Origin of the sequence: Neobacillus terrisolis (genome assembly GCF_051233475.1) — a bacterium.
Lineage (GTDB): Bacteria > Bacillota > Bacilli > Bacillales > Cytobacillaceae > Bacillus_BU.
The window spans coordinates 289,656-312,947 of the sequence record NZ_JBKFGH010000004.1 but is presented as its reverse complement, the minus strand read 5'-3'; the positions used below and the strand labels follow the sequence as shown (position 1 = coordinate 312,947).

The window sequence follows — 23,292 nt, the reverse complement described above, 5'->3', positions numbered from 1 at the left end:
TTCATGATGGACAAGCATATCTATTAAACGGTCAATGACTATCGATCGCTTTTATTAGAATTTGCTTTAACATCTCTATGTCTTCTAACCTATATTCAGTAGACTGGTTTTTATCGCCTATTGAATGAACTTCTTCGATTAACTTTCCATTAGTAATGTCTTCTGCCTTTCGTACACCATACCCAACTTTGCGAATATAAATAAGATTCATCGGTGAAACATTATCGGTCGTGATACCGACACCCGCTGATCCGCTACCTAGGGTCATTGCAGGAAATAAATTAGTTGTTGCCCCCATACTTCCAAAAGTAGCTGGAGTATTGACAAGTATTCTGCCAACAGGTTTTTTTAATGCAAACTGGCGAATGACCGCCTCGTCGCGTGAATGAATGACAAGAGTATGTCCGTTCCTTTCACTGATCAACAACTCTATGCATTTTTCACATGCATTCATCCAATCGTCTTCTATGTAATATGCCAAAACGGGACAAAGCTTTTCTTTCGAATAAGGATTTGTATCGGAAACATATTTTTGTTCAGAAATCAGGACGACGACACCTTCCGGTACAATAAAACCTGCTCGCGTAGCCAATTGTTGTGCTGATTTCCCAACCATTTCTGTATTTGGACATCCATCCGAATGGAAAAAGAGAGCCCCAAGTTTTTGTGATTCTTCTTCAGTCATAAAATACGCGCCATGATTCTGAAACTCTCGTTTAACATCAGCTGAAATGCAGCGATCGACAACAACAGATTGTTCCGCTGCGGATACAACTCCGTTATCAAAGGTTTTGCTGGCAATAATATCTTGTACCGCCTGGTTGATGTTAGCTGTTCGTTCAATAAAGGCAGGTCCATTACCATTTCCACCAAATATAACGGGCTTCCCTGAATTGCTTGTTGCTTTAAGCATGCTTGGAACACCAGTATTCATTATTAACGAGGTAGCAGAATGAGTCATCAGCTCTGATGTCCCGCTAGGCGTGACAATGTTCAAGAATGAAAGAGCTCCCTCAGGTAAGCCATATCCTTCAGCTGCACGTATCATAATTTCTAGCGCCTTACTCATTGTGTTTTTCGCTCTCGGATGAGGTGAAAAAATAATTGCATTACCCGACTTTATTGCAATTAGTGCCTTATATATAGTAGTTGAAACTGGGCTAGTTGCCGGACATAAAGCTATAATTACCCCAATCGGAACGCCAATATCGATTGTCTTGTTCTGAACATCATCGCTAATAATACCGACACAAGTCATTCCTCTAAGTCGTTTGATCAAATATTCACATACGAACTGATTTTTAATATACTTATCCTGCCATTTGCCATAATCCGTTTCTTCACTGGACATCATGGCTAGTTCACGTGCATGCTTGTAAATTTCTTCTGCCATGCGTTCAACAATCTCATCCAGTTTTTTCTGCGGAAAAGCTGCTAGCTTCTTCTGTGCTTCACGAGCGTTTTCCACAAGAATTCGTGCCTCTTGGATGGAGAGTAAATCATTATCAATAATATTCATTTTTAACTCTCCTCTTCATTCCAACTACAAATTAAGGAAGTAGGTTTTCAAGTGAATAACGTGCGATAATTTTTTCAATATCTGAATGTGGCCTTGCTATTACAACAGAACTATAAACACTAGAACCCATGTCCTCTACCGCTTTTACACCAGTGCTTACAGCTGTTTTACATGCTCCAACATCTCCGCGAACCAACACAGAAATATATCCGGAAGCTACGTTTTCAAAGCCAATCAATTCAACATCTGCTGCTTTGCACATTGCATCTGCAGCCTCTAAAACATAGACGATCCCAAATGTTTCGATTAAGCCTAAAGCTTCGTAATTATTCATGTATCGTTAGTCCTTTTCCTATTTTATTTATCAATATCGTATATAGAAACGATGTCACCAACACTTTTAATTGGACGTGGCATCACATTTTTTGCGGTTAACTTTCCTATTGCAGCAGCTGCTTCAGCTCCAGCTTCTACAGATGCTCTTACAGCAGCAACATCACCCTTTACCATAACGGTTACAAGCGTGGAGCCTACATTTTCGTATGATACTAGCTCAACATTAGCCGCCTTCAACATTTTATCCGCTGCCTCAATGGCTGGTACCATGCCGACTGTTTCAACAAGCCCTAATGCTTCTTCTCCTCGATACCTCATTGTATTTCCACCCCCTCTGCTCGATAAAATATCCATTAAAGATTCAAAAAATGTTTAGTCCTTAATGTATTTATTAATCGTATTTGCACCTTCCTCGTGTGCATGGTAGTAAATTCTAAGAACATCTGACTGGTCCATTTCAAATCTTGTTTCTTCTAGAAGACCGTTCGCTTCAGCTGTCATTAAGGCCGCGATTACATCCTTTCTATTAAGCGCTTTAAAATGACCATATTCGCTTTTTAATGCTTCAATAACATCTTCAGCACAAGCTTCTTTAACTTTTGTAAAATGCTTTAAAATAGCGTAGTTAAGCGGTTTCATAAAAGTCATCCTCCTTTTTTTGGGGATTTAAAATGATAGTGTTTTTTAGCTTACCTTTGTTTGTTCTACTGACTCTTGATTTCCTTTTTTTCTAAATAAGTCCAACGGATTCATCGCGATTACCAAGATACCAAAAACCATTATGACAGCAGCTATCCACACGATAGGAGGTAAGCTCCAACCATCCATACCAGCAAACACACCTAGAATGATCCAGCAACAGAATGGTCCCCAGAATGAATAAGTGCCATTACAAGCCATACCGAGAGCCGCACCACACATACTGTTTCCCTTATACCAGCTCATATAGGAAACAAATGCGCAAAATCCAGCTAGAGCAAACCAAATCATCGCAGAACCACTTGTAAATGCCTGTGTAGCAAGGTCAGTCGCAAGGAATACATCACCAGCCATCATCGAAAAGATAGGAACGAGGATAATCAAGTTTGAAAGACCTGAAATTACTTGACGAATTGTAATTCCTATTTCAGAGTCAATCATCGATGTACCGTAACCAGCTACACAACCTTCAAAGCCCCAACCAAGAGCTGCAATAAAGGCGATACAAATCCCCAAGAACATACCTTCTGGTGCATCTCCGCCAATGCTTGTGCTACCAATCAAGAAACTTGCCAGTACACAAATGGCAATCCCAAGCATCATCCGCTTGTTTAATTTTTGTTTGAATAAAATCCTACCTAAAATAGCCCCAATTGCCGGACAAAGGGCAGTGATCGGAATAACAATTGAACCCGCCATTTGGAGACCAACCACATATGCCGTGCTGGAAATAGGACCTCCAACAAGAGCTGCTAAAATCATTACTTGACCTGGTTTCGTTTTTAACGTCCTATAGAAATCTCCAAGTTTGCCTTTTACACCTACATTCAGCAAGGCCCATCCTGCGCTACATGTATCATTTACCGCACTTCCTAGTGCACCCAGTAAATAGGTGATGGCAAAGGCGGATAAAGCTGCTGTGTTAACCCCATACCAATCAACCCAAACACCTTTAGACATACCCAATGTCATGAACGCGGAGTAGAATCCATACATAAGACCTGAGAATAAAGCAATTATGATACCTTTTTTAAAAAATTGTGAAGATAACCTGTTTTTAGCAGCTACTGCAGAAGCACTAGGCCCTCCTGTCACTTCCTTCATAAGCAAAACTTCCTTTCTTTTAATTTTTACTTTTTTAATATATTATCAATAAAAATAAATTTTTAATGGTAGTTTGCCGCAGAACTACTGCGATTCTAATCAGCTAAAAATTTATCTTTACTTGGTAATACATCTTCTTCAAAAATAACTATTAGGAATCGGACCTTTAATTTATTTATTGTTAAACCTTCTTTGTACACATTAATCATAATCGAACTAAGAATTTTATTATGGTATATAGCGGATTATTTTACTGGTATAATTTCCTTTAGTTTTTGTACGTTATTGTACAATCGTTACTTTTTTTTGCACTTATGCAATACTCGTTTTTTAAGTTGGATTTTTAGTGAATTTAATCTCAGGAATTACAAATGTTATACTGGATTATTTCCATTAAGGTAAAAAAAAGACGCCTTGATTGTTCAAAGCGGCTTTTTGAATTAGCTTATTTTTTTAGGAAGTTATATTTAGTAATCACGTTTCCTGGCAGGAGGATGTTGACCCCAATTATCTAAATTTCACCATATCGGCAATGGAATAGCTGGGGTACTCAGTGATTGCCTGGATATTTTTCCGAAAACGTTCATACCTGAAAAGACAGTAGTCGAGAAAATCGTCACCATTATAATGCCTAATCAAGGCCCAAACCGTCCAAAGTAAATCCTGGGCTAGCATATTGCATTTTATTTTTAATACTTCATCTGAGGTCGGTAATTGACCATAGTAATCTAAGACAAAATATTGTATCGATTCTTCGGTCAGTTTGGATTCAAGAATATACCCTGCAACATCCCAACTGGGATCGTTCATTCCTGAGTATTCCCAATCTATTAGATAAGCTCTCCCGGTATCATCGATGATGAAGTTTTCAGGCACTGTGTCATTATGACAAGGGAGAGACAATGTATTTTTTATATTTTTTTCCTCGAAATCTTGTAAATCCTTTTTCAAAACAGCATAGTCAAAGAAAAAATCACCTTTGAGTTCTTTGACAATCTTCTCATACTTATTCAACTCTGTTTTCCAATTGAAGGAATTAGGAAAATGTTTTGGGCTGGAATGGATTTCTTTCATCAGGCTAGAAACTGCACTCAAGTTTGAGGGATGGTATGGATCGGCTTGAGCAACGCATTTACTATTTTTAATGTACGCACTGATTTTGATTCCGCTGATTTCATCAAAATATATACATTCAGAATTCAAACCGAGTTCCGAAGCGAGATGATTGTTAGCCTTTTCAATTTTTCGGTCAATCATCTGATTAGTCATACCACCAGGTTGACGGATAACATATTCTGCTCCCTTGATATTCATTATGTAATTGTAATTGGTTAGGCCGCCTGCAAAACGGGATTTATCAAAAAGTATGCTATCATCTTTGAAAATGAGGCGTAGTTTTTTCTGTACTATTTCTTCCATTTTCATCTATCAATTCCACCAATGCTCTTTTATGTCCTCGCTCGTACATAATTTAATAATTTATTATATCAAGAAAATTCCAGATAAACAATGAAAGGCTTCATATCTAGATACAGTTTCACTTTCATCTATAATACAACTAACCTTTCAAAATATAGTTAAGTTTAAACAATGAAATAACTATTTTTCAAGAATAGAGATTAAGTGCAATATTGAATTTTAATCCAATACTTTAATCCTACAACTATATGGCGAATCTTCCATTAATTGATTATTTTGTATGATATCATTCAAATGCAATATTTTAATGAATAGCAAGATTAAATAGCTCAATGAAAATCATAACTAAAAAACTATTTAAAATGGCAAAAAGGTTTAAATGGAGAATGGGAGGGAAAAATCATAGAAGACAAGTTTATCCTAAAAACCAAGGTTTACTCTAACAGCCAATCCCTGCAGCTTCTTAAAAAGACTACAGGTACCCGTGCATTTATTGTCTCAGATCCGATTATGGAATCACTAGGGTATTTAAAGGAAGCAGCAGATTATCTAAATGAAGCGGGGATCAGCTCAACAGCTTTTACTGGGGTTCGCCCAGATCCGGATGTAACGTTAATTGCAGACGGGTTAAAGCTTTATACGGAAAGTGGCGCAGATGTCCTTGTTGCACTTGGTGGAGGCTCCGCTATCGATACAGCGAAAGCGATCCTTTATTTTGTACAGAAATTCAATAGCGCTGAAGGTACTGAAATAAAAAAACCACTGTTTATCGCGATCCCATCCACTAGTGGAACCGGCTCCGAAGTAACCGATTTTTCTGTAGTGACTTCAGAAGGAGAAAAGGTAGTCATTATCGATGAATTTATTGCACCAGACATCGCCATCCTGGATTCTACTTGCATTCAAAATGTTCCCCAGCGCGTTGTGGCAGATACGGGAATTGATGTTTTAGTTCATGCAATCGAGGCCTATGTTTCCACAAAAGCGACCGACTTTACTGATGCCCTTGCTGAAAAAGCGATTAAGCTGCTTTTTGAAAATCTAGAAGATGTATACAAAGATACAAAGAATTCCTTTGCGCGAGATCGTGTCCACAATGCTTCCTGTATGGCAGGAATGGCCTTTACAAATGCGGGTCTTGGCATCACTCATAGTCTTGCCCATGCGATGGGAGGAGCTTTTCACATACCACATGGCCGCTGCAATGCACTTTTGCTTAATGCTGTGATTGAATTCAATGCCGACATAAATGGGAGCGCAAGTAGTCATGCTGCAGAGAGATACGCCAAATTGGCCACAATGCTTGACCTTCCAGCCAGAACACGCCGTGAAGGAACCATCAATTTCATGGCGGCTATAAGCAAACTTAAAAAATCACTGGGGATAGAAGATAATTTCAAGACACTAGGAGTTGATCAAGCCGAATTCGATAACGCTTTGGGACAAATGGCAGAAACCGCAATGCTTGATCGATGTACCCCAACCAACCCTAGACAGCCTGAAAAGGAAGATTTGATTCATATTTATCAAAAATGTTATTAGGAAACTCGCAATAAAATTTAGATTTTAACATGCTTTGATAATCCAGAGGATAACCTCCCCGTTGTTATTTCAACGAGGAGGTTTATTTTTTCTCTAAATTATTCATTGCTCCCCTACTCAATAAAAAGACAGCCTTTGACAAGGCTAAATGAATAGTTTAAAGGTGACACATGTCATTTACAATTTTTTTATTCTATATTAGAATAGCAAAAAAAGCCTTCTGCACGATTTGAAGCTTTCCAGCCGAATTAACTCTTTTTCTAGTTATCAATTGCATGCCGGAAAGGTGTACTAGTAGGATGAAGAATACCGCTATCCCTCTAAATAAATTAATAGCTTCCAATATATATGCCCGCTATAGCGGGATCTTATCCCTGTCAGATATCCCCTTATTTTTGGTAGATACAAACGGAGATATTTTACTTGAATTAATTCCTTCTCCTAATTTTTGTACCCATATTTGTCAAGAAAGAGGAGACCATGTATGCCCCGACTACAAAAGCCGATTCGCATCAGCCGAGGAAGGGAGCTTTGTCTGCCAATATGGACTCTTAAATATCTTGTTGCCTATTAAAGTCCAGGATGAGACTGTAGGATATATCGCTGGGATGCAAGTATATTCGCAGGATACCGAATATCAAAAATTTATGATTGATGTTCAGTCTTTAAAAAATAACAAAAATGCAGAATTGGAGTTTATTGCTAAGTCTATCTCCTGTCTGAAAACCGTAGAATCAAATAAAATAAAAATTCATGAGCAATTATGCGGACACATTGCCAAGAATATCTCAATTGACCTATCTGAAAGCATCAGTCATGTTGATTCAGATGTGGCAAGGTTATCCATTGAGAAGGAAATATTAGAAAAAAAGATTATTGACCTAGAAGCGAAAAACATGTCACTCGTAATCAATCCGCATTTTTTGTTCAATACCTTGAACTGTATTGCCCGAATTGCGTATTTTGAGCATTCTCATACAACCGAGGAACTAATCTACTGTCTTTCTGATTTATTGCGATATAACTTAAAACAGGAAGATAAGCTTCATACGATCGCTTCTGAAATCGACAACATCGAGAAATATCTATACATACAAAAGGCACGATTTAAAAATCGTTTGGAATATACCATCGATGTGTCAGAGAAAATTAAGTCTTTCAGAATCCCTAACATGGTAATCCAGCCTATTGTTGAGAACGCACTTATTCACGGGATTACCCCGAAGCGTGATGGAGGCAAAATTAGTATTTTTGCGGAAGAATCCAAAGAGGTTATCACCATTTCTATTGCGGATAATGGAAACGGTTTCCCTAAGGAAGTATTAGATAAAATTCAAAAGTGCGATAATAAGTCCGGGCTCGGGTTTCGGAGTACAAACAATCGCTTAAAACGGTATTATGGTGAATGTTATGGGTTGGAAATCGTAAAATCTGATTTTAGCGGTAGCACGGTAACCATCAAGATTCCCACCCAACTTATTGGGAGGTGTTAGCTATGAACGTTGTATTAATTGTAGAAGATGAGCCACTTGAACGAGAGTTCCTTTCCATTGTTGTCCGCGACGAGCTTCTTCCAGAAGATACGGTACTGACTTGCGAAAGCGGAGTTCAGGCCATTCAACTTGCAAAGCAGTATCGACCAAATATTATTATCATGGATTTAATGATTTCAGAATTAGACGGACTGTCAGCAATTCAGGAGATAAGGAAATTTCTTCCTAACTCATGTATCTCCATTTTATCCGCTTACTCAGACTTTTCGTATGCACAAAAAGCCATTAGTCTTCAGGTCTTCGAATATCTATTAAAGCCTGTAAAACCTTCTGCTTTCAAAGAGGTATTCCACAAAATGATGGAAGCGTCATCCAACAGGGGTGTAAACTTCGAGGATAAACCTAAGGAATTGAGCCTAGAAAACAAGGACGATCGACAGTACTTTATTGAGGAATCGATAAAATTTATAAAAGAGCATTTCAAGGAAAAATTAACCTTAGAAATGGTTGCTTCTAAGGTGTTTGTGAATCCTAAGTATTTTAGCCATGTTTTTAAAAAAGAGATGGGTGTCGCTTTTACAGATTATATTAATCAACTAAGAATGGAATACGCGTGCAGATTATTGGAAACAACCAATTACCAAGCTTACCGAATTTCATATGAATGCGGCTTCTCGGACCCATCTTATTTTAACAGGGTATTTTGTGCAAAAATGAACATGACTCCCAAAATGTATCGGAAATACGCCCAAACATTAAAACAGAATGATTCAACCTGCATGATTAATGTTGATGTTAATATGAATAACACTCCCCACCTCCAGGTTTAAGTTTAGGTGGGGAATTTTATTGCAGCCGAATTTGGTTTTTTCATTATATAAGAAGTACCCTGTAGGAAGACTTTTTTTGTGTCTCTTACAGGGTACTTTTTTATTGGCTGTGTTAAATTTGGCTGTTGATTGCAGCGAGAGGTGCTCCCTTTCCGCGGGGGAGTCCGGGAGCCTCCTCGGCGCAAGCGCCTGTGGGGTCTCCCGTGACACCTTCTCCCGCAGGAGTCTCGCACCTTCCGCTCCAATCAACAAGTGTTCAAAAATCAACATTGTTCTTTAACACAGCCTATTTATTAAGTGATTATTACGACACAGTTACTACTTTTGTTGCGCTTACTTGTCCTTGTGCATCTTTCGCATTGACATATAGTTTTGTTCCTACCGGTTGCTTCGGTATATACACTTTATAATCACCATAAGCATTAGCTTTTGCTGTATAAATCTTTGTCCCGATTTTTACTGTAACTGTGGCATATTTCTCTGTTTTTCCTGTTACGGTTGTTGAATAGTATCTGACTGTATTCACAGTAGGCATATTCGGAGCTACTCTTACCACTTTTACAATTCTTGCCACGCTTACATTACCCGCGCTGTCTTTTGCTGTTATCGATAAACTTGTCCCAGTATTTTGTACTGGTATTGATACTTTGTAATTTCCGTATCCATCCGCTTTTTTACTATATGTTTTCCCAGCAATGGTCACGGTCACGGTTGCATAGGCTTCCGTTTTACCGGTTACCGTTGTCGCTTTATTGTTCACCGTGTTCACACTTGGCATATTCGGAGCTACTCTTACCACTTTAACTACTCTTGCCGGACTTATATTACCTGCACTGTCCTTGGCTGTGACCGATATACTTGTTCCTGAATTTTGTACCGGTATTGTTACCGAATAGCTTCCGAACTCATTCGCTTTGAAGCTATATGTTTTTCCGGCGATTGTCACTGTTACGGTTGCATAGGCTTCTGTTTTACCTGTAACTTTAGTCGCCTTGTTATTTACCGTGTTGACACTTGGTGCAGAAGGAGCTGTTTTATCTAATACCGTTATTGTTGTAGAAGGGCTAAGCTGATTTAGTTGATGCTTATAGACTATAGTCAGTTGTGTCCCTGCCTTTTGAACAGGAATTCCAACCTCGAAATAACCGTTTGCATCCGCTACATTACTGCCAGTCAGCACCGTTCCGTTCATTATTTGTACCGTTGCATTACTAGAAGCATTACCAGTTATAATAACATCATTATCATCCACTGGCATCACTTTAGGGTTATCTAGCTTTTTCATTATATAAGCAGAAGAAATATATCCTGCTAGTTTTCCATCTTCCGTTTTGACTGGGTACCAGACGAATTGGTTTTCCCTGTCAACATTTTGGTCATATACCAAATCCCCATTTATAACTAAGGTAGTACTTTTGGCTAACACACTCAAAATGGAAGAAGAACTACTAGGAAGTGATCTAAAATTCACACTATCCTTTGTAACATATACCTTATCACCCGTCCGGAAATAGTAATTAGAAGAATGCATCTGATCAGTAAGGATATATTCCAGCTTTTTAAATACAATATTCTCGTCGCTGTTTGGTTGATAGTCAAAGTCGTCTGTACTGAATGGGAACTGCGCTAAGTTAATCCCCTCTAAGAAACTGCCTTGTTCAAGAAGATTAAAGACTTTTTCTTGATAAGCATACGTATTTTTACTTCCATCTGCCTGATAAAGCGGACTGTTTACAGGCTTTGTTCCATTATAAGCCATTACTGAGAAATACCAATTTTCAATCACTTCTCGTCCTAAACCTTTTATTTTAGGAAGGTCAGTTCGATTATACATCTTGTTAAGAATTTCGACGCCTGCTTGGATATTATAATAAATATCGTATTTTAGCTTTTCTTGGTCATAGTCTGGTTGATTGGTAATTTGCATGAGACCGATCCCACCATCTTGTGAAATAATCGGCAGACCATTCTCACCAAATTGTCTCCAACCACTTTCTTGCATAGCCACAGCTTTAACTACCTCAGGAGGAATATTTCCTTCTAAGGCCGCATTCGTTAATAAGCAGCTCATGTGTTGAAAAGAGGGATTTTGATTCGGTTGGACTTGTGGACATTTAGTCGGCCAAGTCGCCTCTGCAGATACCTCTTTATACGACCACCCCAAGAGCATTAAACAAGTTAACAGTCCTACTTTCAGTATGCTTAATTTCATTCCTTTTTTCTCCTGCCTGTTTAATTATCAATATAGTTATAGTCCATTCTATCATGATAGATTACTGGATTACTAGAATTTGGATAAAAAAGGTAACCCAATACAAAAAACTTGTTAACTCAACGTTAACAAGTTTTTTTAGATAACCAGTGAGGGTTGTCCCCCTAAGTATTTCGGAAAAGACACTCTCTTTAAATTAACACTATTTTATCTTAATAGACATCACGTTGATAGCGTCCTTGCTTTTTCATATCATTCAAATATGCTTCGGCTTCCTCTTGTGACATTGAACCTTCTTTTGCAATAACCTCAATAAGCGTGTTATGGACATCTTTGGCCATACGTTCCTTATCTCCACAAATATAGAAGTATGCTCCGTTATCAAGCCAATTAAATAATTCTTTGCTGTTTTCAAGTAGTTTGTGCTGTACATATACCTTTTTGTCTGTATCACGAGACCATGCTGTATCTAATTTTGTCACAACACCAACTTGTTGATATTGTTCTAATTCTTCTTGATAAAGGAAATCCGTTGCAGCATGCTGATCTCCGAAAAATAGCCAAGTTCTGCCGGTTGCTTTCGTTACAGCGCGATCTTCAATAAAGGAACGGAATGGTGCAATGCCTGTCCCAGGACCCACCATGATGATATCTTTATCAACAGACTCAGGCAGATGGAAGTGCTTATTTGGCTGAACAAATACCGGAAGTGTATCTCCTTCTTGAATACGGTCCGCAATTAAAACAGAACAAACCCCTTTTCGGTCACGGCCATGAGTTGTATATCTTACAGCACCGATTGTTAGATGAACTTCACCTGGGTGAGCATTGATGCTGCTTGCAATGGAATATAGGCGCGGTGTCATTTTTCTTAACATAGATACAAATTCTTGAGGAGAGCCGTTCCACGGTCCAAAATCCTGTAACATATCAAGTAAATCTCGCCCATTGCAATATTCTTTTAATTCGTTAGCATTTTCCACTAACAACAGCTTTTGCAGCTGTTCACTTTCAGTTAATTCAGCTGCTTGCTGCAATACCTTTTTCGATAGTAGTGTAATTTCAAAATATGTTGTTAACGCTTCTTTTAATGGAAGCGTCTCACCTTGCTTATTAATAATAACTTCTTCCTCAGGGTTCCAATTCATTTCCTCAATCAGGGCAGCCACAAGTTCCGGATCATTTTCGGGAATAATCCCTAAAGCATCACCAGCGACATAGGAAAGACCTGATCCTTCTAAGGAAAACTCGATATGTCTTGTTTCTTTACTAGAGCCATCTTTATTTAAGTTCACATTTTTAAGTACTTTTGCATGAAATGGATTTGTTCTTGAATATGGTGCTGAAGTAGTTTTTTCATTTGTAATAGTTTCTTGCATCATCTTCACCTCAAAAAAGTAATCTATTAATCTGACGGAGTCAGAAATTTTCGGCTTTTTATAGTAACCGCATACATTCTTATTTTACATATGTTCTATAAATAAAGCATTAGTCATTTTAATAATAATTTTTTTATTTTTTTGTGCAAATAGCGTTTCACCTATATTTCCCTTTTTATAATGTACCACGACTAATGAAAATATTGAAATAAAAGAAACTAACTTTGATTTGTTACTTGCAGATAGATTTCTAAAACACGAAAAAATCCTAACATCAAAATGATGTTAGGATTAGATGATGACCTGTGAGGGACTTGAACCCCCGACCCCTTCCCTGTCAAGGAAGTGCTCTCCCACTGAGCTAACAAGTCGTAATATTTTATATGGTGATATTAAGCTAAGACCCCCACCCTGTCAAGGTGATAATCTCCAGCTGGCTAACAGATCGTATAATAATGTTTTAAAAAGTATATTTCTAATTATATTCATATTAATAATTATGTCAACATTTTTCTGGAAAACTTGGCATGAACCGCTTCATTGATGCATAGGATTCTTCAATATCTATATACAATTGTGATAAAATCTTTCATAAACGCTGCAGCTAATCATCATCACTTTAGGGGGAATATCATTGGATTATCCTAGAGGCTCCGTTCAGGATTACTCAATTTATAGTAACAAGCTTGGAGAAGAAGTGAATTTTCTTGTCTACTTACCGGCATCGTACTCACCTCTTTATAAATATCATGTATTAATTGCTCAAGACGGTGCAGACTATTTCCAGCTCGGCAGGATAACAGCATTCACCGAGGAACTTCTGTATCACAATGAAATCGAAAGAGTCATCATCGTAGGAATTCCTTATAAAAATGGAAAAGACCGCCTCGAAAAGTACCATCCAGCCGGATCGAAAATGACTTCCTACCTTCAATTTCTAGTCCAAGAGCTTGTACCGTTTATAGATAAAGAATTTCCTACTTATCAAATGGGTCTGGGCAGAGCCTTGATTGGGGATTCATTAGCCGGGTATATTTCATTCATGGCTGCACTTACCTATCCACATACATTTGGAAAAGTTGCATTGCAGTCCCCCTATGCCCATGATACGTTACTATCGACAGTTAAACAGTTCAGCGGGACTCCAATCCTCCAGATCTATCATGTTATAGGAACGGAAGAAACATCTGTCAAAACGACAAGAGGCCAACAAGAAAATTTCATTGAACCAAATCGGGTTCTTTCGGGACTGCTTAAGGAAAAAGGCTTTCCTTATTTCTATCAAGAATTCAATGGTGACCATACTTGGACGTTTTGGCAGCAGGATGTAAAACGAGCCCTAAAATACTTATTTTCGAATCAACCTGCCACCTGATTCTACATTCGGGAACGGATAGGATTCATTTAAGAATTTTGTTATAATTATCATTATGAAAACGCTTTATATATAAGAATCTGCTTTTTTCATGCTTTTTTTAATAACTGTTCGAATTTAGCCTAAGACGAACCGCTTTTTAAGTAACGAACTGGAGGTAGTGATATGAAATTTGGTGTTGCGATATTTCCCTCGAAAAAATTGCAGGATTTAGCCAATTCTTACCGAAAAAGATATGACCCTCATTATGCATTAATCTCTCCACATATAACATTGAAGGCTCCTTTTGAAGCCGACGAATATCAAATAAACGAGATCACCAAAAAAATCAAGCAGATTGCCAAAAATTCACGGCCATTCTCACTTAAAGTATTAAAAGTCAGCTCTTTCAAACCTGTTAATAATGTCATTTATTTTAAAATTGATCAAACAGAAGAGTTAGAACTGCTTTATCACGAACTTCACACCGATTTCTTTGGCGAGAAACCGGAGTATAGCTTTGTTCCTCATATTACCATCGGCCAAAAGCTTTCAGATGATGAGCATTCAGATGTTTATGGTTCCTTAAGAATGATGCAAATGGAGCATGAGGAAATAATCGATCGTTTTCATCTGCTCTATCAGCTTGAAAATGATTCATGGACTGTATACGAAACCTACCGACTAGGCGAGGATAAAGAGTAATGTTTGTAACGAAACAAAGCCTAATCTTTTGATGGGCTTTTTTCTTTGCCAACTTTTCTGTCTTTAGCTTCTTAGAAAAGTTTGTTATGATAAGCTTTGTATGATTTTTTTAGAACAACCACTGTAAAGCAAATCTATACATTAACCTTTCTAGTAAAAAGAGGATACCCCTATGAAAAGTGCCATTTATGATAATAAATCAATTCATTTAGATACAACTAACCGCGAAGAATTCCAAAAGCTTTATGAAGCAGGAAAAAAAGGGGAACTAACTTGCCCATGCTGCACTGAAAAGGTCCGGTTATACTTGGGAATAATGGATGAACCACATTTCTATCACATGCTGCCTACCCTTCAAAAATGTGCGGATGCTCCCATAGCAAAGGAAGTTGCAGCTCCAATAGTGGAAGAAACTACGATTGAACGAAATGGTTTTCGCATTCCCGTATCCCGTTCCATCCAAACTATGGAACCCCAAAAAGCACGTCGGACAATAAAGAAAAGAACACGGCCATTAAAAATCGACCTTCCGTTTGCTCCAACCCCAACGTATAAAACGGAGCTTGAGCATGCTTATTTACATGAACTTGATCAACATGGATTCCAGCTCGATAAAAGTCAAGCAGATGCCGTTACCAATACTGAAGGCCCTCTCCTCGTTCTTGCCGGGGCTGGGAGTGGCAAAACAAGAGTATTGACGGCCCGAACAGCCTTTATGCTTCAAGAAAAGAAAATTAGTCCAAATTCAATTATGCTTGTTACCTTCACTGCCAAAGCTGCTGCTGAGATGAAGGAACGACTCTCCCTCTACCCTAATCTTTCTGTTCCACAAATAAATCAGCTTGTGACCGGTACATTTCACAGCATCTTTTACCGGATTCTCTCCTTTCATGATCGTGAAAAATGGGATTCTCGGAATTTATTGAAGAAAGATTGGCAGAAGGAGCAGATTCTAAAGGAAGCAGGCAAGAAGCTCGATCTTGATGAAAAAGAATTTTCCTATGATCTTGCCCTCCAAAAAATCAGCTATTGGAAAAATAATTTGGAATGGCCTGAAACGATAAAGCCACAAGACAAGTGGGAAGAGAAAGTCGCCTTTTTATATCAGCATTATACAAAGTCCCTGCAAGAGCATCAGCTTTTCGACTTCGATGATATGCTAATTGGGTGCTACCAATTATTCCGGCAAGACACTTCAATTCTTGAACTCTATCAAAACCGATTCCGCTATTTTTTAATCGATGAATTTCAGGATATTAATAAGGTTCAATACGAAATCATTAAAATGCTATCGGGAAAAACAAAAAATGTTTGTGCGGTAGGCGATGATGACCAAAGCATTTATGCGTTCCGAGGCAGTGACCCGTCCTATTTATTAGATTTCGAACGCGATTTCCCGAATGCTAAGCTTGTCATTCTTGATCAAAACTACCGATCCAACCATGAAATTGTTGCCGTCGCCAATCAGATCATCATGGAAAATAAGCGGCGCCGTCACAAAAGAATGAATGCACAGCATACAAGTTCTCAATCTCCGATTAGTTTCTATCCTTATGATGAAGAGGAAGAGGCTATAATGATTTTAAGTGATATCCAGGAAAAAATTACGAACGGGAAAAAGCCGAGTGACTTTGCCATTTTGTTCCGGACTAATACTGCAAGCCGGGCTATGTTTGAGCGACTCGTAAATTCCAGTATTCCATTTAAAATTGACCAGGATATCGAGTCCTTTTATGAGCGTTTTATTGTTAAAGGAATGCTTGCCTTTTTACGATTAAGTGTGAATGAAGATGACCAGCATGCGGTAAAAGATGTGCTCCCGGCCCTTTTTATTAGACAAAATGCTTTGCAGGATATAAAAGCAGAAAGTATTTTAAATGATTGCTCTATGCTTGAATCTCTAGCAATTTTGAAAACAGCCTATGCCTTCCAGGCAAAGAAACTGAAGAAGCTTGTTCCAATCCTGCGCAGTTTGTCTGCGTTAACACCGACTGTCGCCATTGAAACGGTGGAAAAAGAACTCGGTTTTCAGGATTTTGTAAAAAAACGCGGCAACGAAGGGAACCAGTTAGATAAGGGCTCCGATGATATTCGGGATTTAAAGGTTGCCGCAAAAAACTTTACGAGTATCGTTGAGTTCCTTGAGCACACAGATCATATGAAAGCCATGAACAAAGAAATGAAGCTAATTTCGAAGCAGCAAAAAGAGGCGGTTACATTAAGTACAATCCACCGCTCTAAAGGATTGGAGTATAACACGGTTTATGTAATTGGCACAGTGGATGGAATGATTCCGCATGATTATGCATTAGAATCGCTTCGTAATGGAGATGCTTCACCGTTAGAAGAAGAACGAAGACTCCTTTATGTAGCTGTTACAAGAGCTAAGGATGAGTTATTTTTATCCATTCCCGAACGAATTCGCGGAAAAAAAGCCCATTCTTCTCGTTTTTTATCAACATTAAAATAAGGGGCTTCCTCCGCCCATATCGCCTTTTGACCTTGATTCGTCCTAGGCTATGATTGGGTTTGGAGAGCCCCTATACTTTATTCTCGGAACCTATTTTTTATTGATCATTTTCGAAATTGTATTAAAGTCTAATTGTTTACCGTCTTTTATAATAGACTGGACGATCTTATCCTCCATCTCTCTTGAGACCGGTTTGTTTGCAATTTGTGACACCTTTCGGATTACGCCTCGAACCGTTCTTTCATCCTTGAAATTAGCATTCTGCAATGAATTGGCTAAATCAAGAATATCCTTCATATTGACACCAGTTTTCTTTTCAACATTTTTAAAGAAACCATTATCCATGTTGTACCACCACGCCTCCTTCTTAGCTCCTTTTTATAGTATGAAAAAAGGCTTGAAATGGTGAAACCCAAAACAACAAGTAAAGAGGTTGACTCGTTTCAGGAGTCAACCCCTTCTTGTTTTGCTAGCAATGATTAGCTATAGAAGCTAGCGCCTACAATAATCAACAAGATGAATAATACGACGATTAGAACGAAAGTTGATCCGCCGTATCCACCATAACCGTATCCGCCGTAGCCGTATCCACAATGTCCAAAGCCCATTGATTGTCACCTCACTTTTCCTTTGCTCATTTATAACATATGTTAGAGAAGGAAAAATGGTATAGGCGCGGTCTAAAAAAATCAAAACACTGCAATATTATCCTTTCGGCTTAAACAATAAAGCACCAATAAAACCAAAAATGATGGCTGCAGAAATTCCGGAACTCGTCACCTCAAACATTCCTGTTAATACCCCAACAATGCCGTGCTGTTCCGCTTCTTGCAGGGCACCATGAACTAATGAATTTCCAAAGCTGGTAATCGGAATGGTTGCTCCCGCTCCCGCAAAGTCCACTAGCGGTTCATACAGCCCAAATCCATCTAAAACTGCTCCAATCACAACCAGTAAACTTAAAGTATGACCGGGTGTTAATTTTGCAACATCAAATAACAGCTGACCAATGACGCAAATTAATCCCCCAATCACGAAAGCCCAGAAAAACATCGCCAGCATAACAGGTTCCTCCCTTCATGATTACTCTCCTATTTCGATTGAGACTGCATGGGCGATACATGGGATCGTTTCTTTTTGTTGAAATGATATCGGGGATAGCAGCGCCCCTGTTGCCACTACTAATATTTTTTTGTAAGTGCCCTTTTTCATTTCATTTAATAGATGACCGTATAATACGGTTGCTGAGCAGCCCGCCCCGCTTGCCCCAGCCAGAACAGGCTGATCATCGTTATAAATCAGCAATCCGCAATCCTTAAATTGCTCCTCTGAAAGTTTGATCCCATTTTTATTAAGTAAATCCAAGGCTGTTTCGTGACCAATTCTGCCCAAATCCCCCGTAACAATTAAGTCATAATAATCTGGAGAACGCTGTAGGTCACGAAAATGAGCAGCAATCGTATCCGCTGCAGCCGGAGCCATTGCTCCCCCCATATTAAACGGGTCGGACAATCCCATATCAACCACCTTTCCAATCGTCGCAGAGGTTGTATAAGGGTGGTGCTCTTTTCCTGTATGATGGGTAACTATGGCCACTCCGGCACCGGTAACGGTCCACTGAGCAGTCGGCGGCTTCTGGCCGCCGTATTCTGTAGGATAACGGAATTGTTTTTCTACCGCTGCATTATGACTTGATGCACCGGTTAGAATGTAATCTGCTCCTTTGTAATTGACTAGAAAGGAAGATATCGCCAGTCCTTCCATCGAAGTAGAACAGGCTCCAAACAATCCCATATAGGGTACCTGAAAGGTCCTTGCAGCAAAGCTAGTTGGAGTAATTTGATTAATTAGATCTCCTGCAATAAAAAACTGCAGCGCATCCTTTTCCATATTGCATTTTTTTAAAGCCGTTTCAACCGCTTCTTCGATTAACAGTCGGTGCGCCTTTTCATAGGAGTCCTGCCCCATCCAAAGATCCTCATGAAGATAATCAAAATCATTCGCCAATCTCCCGTTTGCCTCAAACGGTCCGCCAGAAACTCCTGTGGAAATGATCGATGGCCGCTTTTCAAATACCCAGCTCTGCAATCCTTTTCGCATTTACAAAACCCCCCATATTTTAAGAAGCGTTTTGATTAACGCAACAACAAAAGCCGAAAAAACTCCAAATAAAATAACCGAGCCGGCAAGCTTAAACATATTTCCTCCGACCCCAAGTACAAAGCCCTCAGTCCGATGCTCAATCGCTGCTGATATTACAGCATTGCCAAATCCTGTAACAGGCACAGCACTACCTGCCCCGGCAAATTGAGCAATATGATCATATACACCAAAACCAGTTAATAGCATCGATAAGAAGACCATTGTAGCAACCGTTGGGTTTCCGGCAGTTTGTTCAGTAAAGTTAAAAAAGTAAATATAAAAATAGCTTAAAGCTTGACCAATTAAACAAATAACACCACCGGCAAAAAAGGCCTTTATGCAGTTCTTAACCACTGGCCGCTTCGTTTCATACTTCTGCTGTAGCTGCTGATATTGTACTTGTTGGGGTGTAAGCTTTTGCATCTGCTGTTTTTTTCCCATGTTGATCTTCCCCTTTTAAGTCAATTCCTTCTGCAATTTAATAATTTTTTGTAGCTTTTTATTCGCTTTTTCTTCTGAGTACTTTGGATCTTTTTCGTCATTGATCAATTCAATGACTTCAAGAAAAATTTTATAATCACTAGAGATGATAAAATCCTCTTTGGGAAATTTTTTTTCAAGCATTTTATTAATATCTTTTTCGATCTGCTTCATTCTAAACCTGTGCATATGCTTAACCTTATAGGCTGCTACAATTTGTTTTTTCCCCTTAACAACGGCTACATCATAGACAGGTTCTTCAGCAAGAATTTCTTTTTTTACCTTTTCTAGCGTTTCCATATCCTCTTCTTGTTCATCTTCATCAAAAATGGACGGACTTTCATCAATCGTCTTAATAAGTGCAACTTTTGTGTCCTGCTCAGAGTAATCCGTACATCCAACTAATAGGATAGAAATAATTGCCGCCGTAAACCAATAAAAATATTTGCAATACATGTTTTTTCTCATTAAGCTTCACTTCCTACTTGAATCATTTAATGGACAATGTTTATTTTTTACTTATAAAGGGATATTTATGAATCATTTTAAAAATCTCGAAGCGCAAAGAACAAAAGCGCAAGCGCCCGGGTAGCTCACGACAGGACTGGAGCACATCGACTGAGATAAAGGAAACACGAAGAGCGATAGCGATTCGATGTTGACTTATCGTAGGGAGGTGGGCGAAGTCCACTAGGAGCTGGGCGCTGGAGCTGGACGAGTCTAACCGTGGAATAGTTATCCACAGCTTTGAATTCTATAATTTCCTAAAACATAAAAAAACCCAAGCTGATGACCAGCTTGGGTTCGGGAAAATCATATTATAAAGCGATAGTATGGTAACCTGAATCAACGTGAATATTTTCTCCAGTGATTCCGCGAGACATGTCACTGAATAAGAATACTGCTGTATCGCCAACTTCTTCTGGAGTTGTTGCACGACGAAGTGGAGCGCGTTCTTCGATATGTTTTAGGATTAGGTTGAAGTCACCAATTCCTTTTGCAGAAAGCGTACGGATTGGACCAGCAGAGATAGAATTTATACGGATTCCGTCTTTACCTAAGTCACTTGCTAAATAGCGGACACTTGCTTCAAGTGAAGCCTTAGCGACACCCATTACATTGTAATTCGGCAATACGCGCTCGCCGCCTAGATAAGTAAGCGTGATAATGCTGCCGCCCTCTGTCATGAGCCCTTTTGCTTCCTTCGCAACAGCTGTTAAAGAATATGAACTAATGTTGTGCGCTAAAAGGAAACCGTCACGAGTTGTGTTCATATAGTCGCCTTCAAGCTCTTCCTTGTTTGCGAAAGCAATACAGTGCGCGATGCCATGAATCGTGCCTACTTCTTCCTTAATTTGCGCAAAGCATTTTGCGATTTCTTCATCTACTGTAATATCGCAAGGTAAGACTAGGGAATTTCCACCCTCAAGCGTGTCAGCTAGTTCTCTAACACTCTTTTCTAATCTCTCACCTGCATATGTAAAGACTAATCTGGCTCCCGCTTGATGCAAAGAACGAGCGATTCCCCATGCAATACTTCTTTTATTTGCTACTCCCATTACTACATACGTTTTTCCGGACAAAGAAAGAGTCATCAATTACCCTCCTGTTAATACATGATATTAGTACCTAGTCCTAATTTTACTATACCTTTCTATAAAAGAAAAGAGAATATTTGTTTATACTTACACCATCGTTTCCAAAAATCGAACAGTTTAACACCATAGACAAAATTCCAATTCTTTTTTTAATTGCTCGACATATTCCTTAGAACCGGTAACAATTAAACGATCATTTAGCTGAAGTTCAGTATCGCCATGTGGAATCAAGGAATCCTTCCCACGGAAAATCCTTACAAAGATAACATCCCCGGTAAATGGAAACATTCTTAACTCCATCCCGGCAAACTCTTCATTCAGCATATGAATTTCATATAAAGCGGTCTCCTGGTTCGTTAAGATCTCCATCACCCCAGGGGATTCAATCGCTGCTCTCAGCAAAGTGTGTTGAGCGAGCATAACCGAGAAGACTTCGATGTTGTCATTTCTCAGCTCTTCCTGTAAACTCGCTTCCTCAATTCTAGCAATAACACGGTTCACGCCTTTTTGCTTAATCTCCTTTGCTAAGTCCGCATTCTTCTTTTGGTCTCCTGTTAAAATAACGACTGTATCGGCTGAAAAGATATTTGTTTTTTCCAAAGTATCGATCGAGTAATCCTCTAATTCGATTAAGTCAAATAAAGAATCGGCAATCTGTCTTTCTGCTTTTTCTTGTTTAGTTGTAACCAATATGGACTCATAAAGAGACGTTTTTAGCTCCCTTGACACTTGTAGTGTTAATTGATTGGCCCCGATAAAAACAACTTTTATTTTTTTACTCAAAGCCTGATCCTTCGGAAACAGTTTTTTAAATACCATCGGGGTGAATATGGAGGAAATGACCGCGACTAAAATTAAGGTACTGCCCATTTGCGAAGAAATAGCCCCTAATCTTTCCCCAATCGTTGCTGCAGCGATGACAAGAGAAAGTGTAGAGGTTAACAAAAATCCGGATGCTGTTACTGTTTTAAAGTCATACCAAAGCTTTAAAATGTAGACCGGAACAATTTTCGATAAAAATAATGCTCCTAGAAGTAATGGCACAAGGATGAGCAAATCAGGGTCACCCAAAAGCGACCATAAATCAAGCTTCGCGCCTACCATCACAAAAAAGATTGGGATTAAAAAACCATAGCCAAACGAATCCAGCTTATGAATCATTTCCTGGTTTGGAGCAAGTAAAGAAACAAGCACACCGGCTAAAAATGCTCCCAATATATTTTCAGCGCCAACCGTTTCCGAAAGAGCAACCAAGAAGATAATTAACGCAAAAACAGCACGGGTTCCGATTTGCGTTGTTCCTTTTGATAGTGAATTTAAAAATGATTGATTTTTATATCTTCTTCCAATGAAATATAAAATAACACCCACTCCAAAAAGAACGAGCAAGAGCCATGTATTTCCTCCGCTGTTTTCATACATTGATGCAAAGACTGCGAGGAGGATCATCGTAGCTAAATCAGCGATGACGGCAACTAAAAGAATGATCTGACCGATGACCGTTTTCATTAAATGAGCTTCTTTTAATGTAGGAACCACGACTCCTAACGAGATCGTAGAAATAATCAAGGTCATTAGAAAAGCATTCTCCATTAATCCAACAGCACCAAATAATAAGGACAGCACATAGGAAACGAGAAAGATGCCTATAAAAATAATAAAAGCAACAACAAAGCTATTTGGTTCCTTTTTCCCGTTTGGAAGCAAATCAGGGGATTTTTTACGGGAAAATGCTGTAAAATCAATCTCAAGTCCACTTAGGAACATTAAGAATATAAAACCGAGTGTAGACAAAGTTTCAAGCCACACATCTTCGTGAACGAGATTAAACCCACTTTTACCAATGATTAATCCCATTAAAATTTCTGCCACGACGAGAGGAATAATCGTAAGTTTCAATCTGTGCTGTATGATTGGTGTTAAAAAAGCAAAAATAATCACAATAAAAAGAGAGATTACCGATGCTGGATGTTCCATAACCATTCCCCCCGATGTATTTAATGATTACAA

At 38.7% G+C, this 23,292-nt stretch carries 22 protein-coding genes and 1 tRNA gene; 6 read left to right on the top strand and 17 right to left on the bottom strand.

All coding sequences use genetic code 11. The features are described 5' to 3' along the window. Positions 1-31 precede the first annotated feature (31 nt). The 6 genes from ACI48O_RS03600 to ACI48O_RS03575 form a co-directional block, all read right to left on the bottom strand. Positions 32-1,519, bottom strand: coding sequence for an aldehyde dehydrogenase family protein (locus ACI48O_RS03600; RefSeq protein ID WP_435560338.1), 1,488 nt, complete (start codon positions 1,517-1,519; stop codon positions 32-34). Between the two features lie 31 nt (positions 1,520-1,550). Beyond that, on the bottom strand, positions 1,551-1,853 hold the full coding sequence (locus tag ACI48O_RS03595; protein WP_435560337.1) for a BMC domain-containing protein: 303 nt from the start codon (positions 1,851-1,853) through the stop codon (positions 1,551-1,553). A 23-nt stretch (positions 1,854-1,876) separates the two neighbouring features. Further along, complete coding sequence (locus ACI48O_RS03590) at positions 1,877-2,173, bottom strand: BMC domain-containing protein (protein WP_435560336.1); 297 nt, start codon at positions 2,171-2,173, stop codon at positions 1,877-1,879. Positions 2,174-2,227: 54 nt separating this feature from the next. Beyond that, positions 2,228-2,494 carry a hypothetical protein gene (locus ACI48O_RS03585; RefSeq protein WP_435560335.1) on the bottom strand — a complete coding sequence of 89 codons (267 nt, stop codon included), beginning with the start codon at positions 2,492-2,494 and terminating at the stop codon, positions 2,228-2,230. Positions 2,495-2,539: 45 nt separating this feature from the next. Then, positions 2,540-3,658, bottom strand: coding sequence for an EamA family transporter (locus tag ACI48O_RS03580; protein ID WP_435560334.1), 1,119 nt, complete (start codon positions 3,656-3,658; stop codon positions 2,540-2,542). 507 nt (positions 3,659-4,165) lie between these two features. Beyond that, on the bottom strand, positions 4,166-5,083 hold the full coding sequence (locus ACI48O_RS03575; RefSeq protein ID WP_435560333.1) for a choline/ethanolamine kinase family protein: 918 nt from the start codon (positions 5,081-5,083) through the stop codon (positions 4,166-4,168). 393 nt (positions 5,084-5,476) lie between these two features. On the opposite strand from ACI48O_RS03575, the gene ACI48O_RS03570 reads away from it, so the two are divergent. The 3 genes from ACI48O_RS03570 to ACI48O_RS03560 all read left to right on the top strand — a co-directional run bounded on the left by ACI48O_RS03570 (position 5,477) and on the right by ACI48O_RS03560 (position 8,942). Continuing rightward, positions 5,477-6,619, top strand: coding sequence for a 1-propanol dehydrogenase PduQ (locus ACI48O_RS03570; protein ID WP_435560416.1), 1,143 nt, complete (start codon positions 5,477-5,479; stop codon positions 6,617-6,619). Between the two features lie 299 nt (positions 6,620-6,918). Continuing rightward, entirely contained in the window at positions 6,919-8,112 is a 1,194-nt protein-coding gene (locus ACI48O_RS03565; protein ID WP_435560332.1) for a sensor histidine kinase, read from the top strand. Positions 8,113-8,114: 2 nt separating this feature from the next. Next, positions 8,115-8,942, top strand: coding sequence for a response regulator transcription factor (locus ACI48O_RS03560; RefSeq protein WP_435560331.1), 828 nt, complete (start codon positions 8,115-8,117; stop codon positions 8,940-8,942). A 304-nt stretch (positions 8,943-9,246) separates the two neighbouring features. Here ACI48O_RS03560 and ACI48O_RS03555 read toward each other — a convergent pair whose 3' ends face one another. The 3 genes from ACI48O_RS03555 to ACI48O_RS03545 form a co-directional block, all read right to left on the bottom strand. After that, the gene (locus ACI48O_RS03555) at positions 9,247-11,154 is read right to left on the bottom strand and encodes an Ig-like domain-containing protein (RefSeq protein WP_435560330.1); all 1,908 of its coding nucleotides are present in this window, start codon (positions 11,152-11,154) and stop codon (positions 9,247-9,249) included. Positions 11,155-11,366: 212 nt separating this feature from the next. Beyond that, positions 11,367-12,536 (bottom strand): sulfite reductase subunit alpha, encoded by a 1,170-nt coding sequence (locus tag ACI48O_RS03550; protein ID WP_435560329.1) that lies wholly within the window; start codon positions 12,534-12,536, stop codon positions 11,367-11,369. Between the two features lie 296 nt (positions 12,537-12,832). Next, positions 12,833-12,904: transfer RNA gene (locus ACI48O_RS03545), tRNA-Val, on the bottom strand. Positions 12,905-13,167: 263 nt separating this feature from the next. On the opposite strand from ACI48O_RS03545, the gene ACI48O_RS03540 reads away from it, so the two are divergent. The 3 genes from ACI48O_RS03540 (at position 13,168) to ACI48O_RS03530 (ending at position 17,062) form a co-directional block, all read left to right on the top strand. Beyond that, positions 13,168-13,908, top strand: a complete 741-nt coding sequence (locus ACI48O_RS03540) for an alpha/beta hydrolase (protein ID WP_435560328.1) — start codon at positions 13,168-13,170, stop codon at positions 13,906-13,908. A gap of 165 nt (positions 13,909-14,073) precedes the next feature. Continuing rightward, positions 14,074-14,592, top strand: a complete 519-nt coding sequence (locus ACI48O_RS03535; RefSeq protein WP_435560327.1) for a YjcG family protein — start codon at positions 14,074-14,076, stop codon at positions 14,590-14,592. 172 nt (positions 14,593-14,764) lie between these two features. Beyond that, positions 14,765-17,062, top strand: a complete 2,298-nt coding sequence (locus tag ACI48O_RS03530; RefSeq protein ID WP_435560326.1) for a UvrD-helicase domain-containing protein — start codon at positions 14,765-14,767, stop codon at positions 17,060-17,062. A 90-nt stretch (positions 17,063-17,152) separates the two neighbouring features. Here ACI48O_RS03530 and spoVIF read toward each other — a convergent pair whose 3' ends face one another. The 8 genes from spoVIF to ACI48O_RS03490 all read right to left on the bottom strand — a co-directional run bounded on the left by spoVIF (position 17,153) and on the right by ACI48O_RS03490 (position 23,259). Beyond that, positions 17,153-17,407, bottom strand: a complete 255-nt coding sequence (spoVIF, locus tag ACI48O_RS03525; protein ID WP_435560325.1) for a sporulation-specific transcription regulator SpoVIF — start codon at positions 17,405-17,407, stop codon at positions 17,153-17,155. A gap of 134 nt (positions 17,408-17,541) precedes the next feature. Continuing rightward, positions 17,542-17,670, bottom strand: a complete 129-nt coding sequence (locus ACI48O_RS03520; RefSeq protein ID WP_435560324.1) for a YjcZ family sporulation protein — start codon at positions 17,668-17,670, stop codon at positions 17,542-17,544. A gap of 97 nt (positions 17,671-17,767) precedes the next feature. Beyond that, positions 17,768-18,124, bottom strand: coding sequence for a stage V sporulation protein AE (gene spoVAE / locus ACI48O_RS03515; protein ID WP_435560323.1), 357 nt, complete (start codon positions 18,122-18,124; stop codon positions 17,768-17,770). A 21-nt stretch (positions 18,125-18,145) separates the two neighbouring features. Next, positions 18,146-19,162, bottom strand: a complete 1,017-nt coding sequence (gene spoVAD, locus ACI48O_RS03510) for a stage V sporulation protein AD (RefSeq protein WP_435560322.1) — start codon at positions 19,160-19,162, stop codon at positions 18,146-18,148. After that, entirely contained in the window at positions 19,163-19,645 is a 483-nt protein-coding gene (spoVAC, locus tag ACI48O_RS03505; RefSeq protein ID WP_435560321.1) for a stage V sporulation protein AC, read from the bottom strand. It abuts the gene before it with no gap. A gap of 15 nt (positions 19,646-19,660) precedes the next feature. Continuing rightward, positions 19,661-20,152: a sporulation protein gene (locus ACI48O_RS03500; protein ID WP_435560320.1), complete on the bottom strand. Its 492-nt coding sequence runs from the start codon at positions 20,150-20,152 to the stop codon at positions 19,661-19,663. A 350-nt stretch (positions 20,153-20,502) separates the two neighbouring features. Further along, positions 20,503-21,279 carry an enoyl-ACP reductase FabI gene (gene fabI / locus ACI48O_RS03495; RefSeq protein WP_435560319.1) on the bottom strand — a complete coding sequence of 259 codons (777 nt, stop codon included), beginning with the start codon at positions 21,277-21,279 and terminating at the stop codon, positions 20,503-20,505. A gap of 120 nt (positions 21,280-21,399) precedes the next feature. Further along, complete coding sequence (locus tag ACI48O_RS03490; RefSeq protein ID WP_435560318.1) at positions 21,400-23,259, bottom strand: monovalent cation:proton antiporter family protein; 1,860 nt, start codon at positions 23,257-23,259, stop codon at positions 21,400-21,402. Positions 23,260-23,292: the final 33 nt, after the last annotated feature.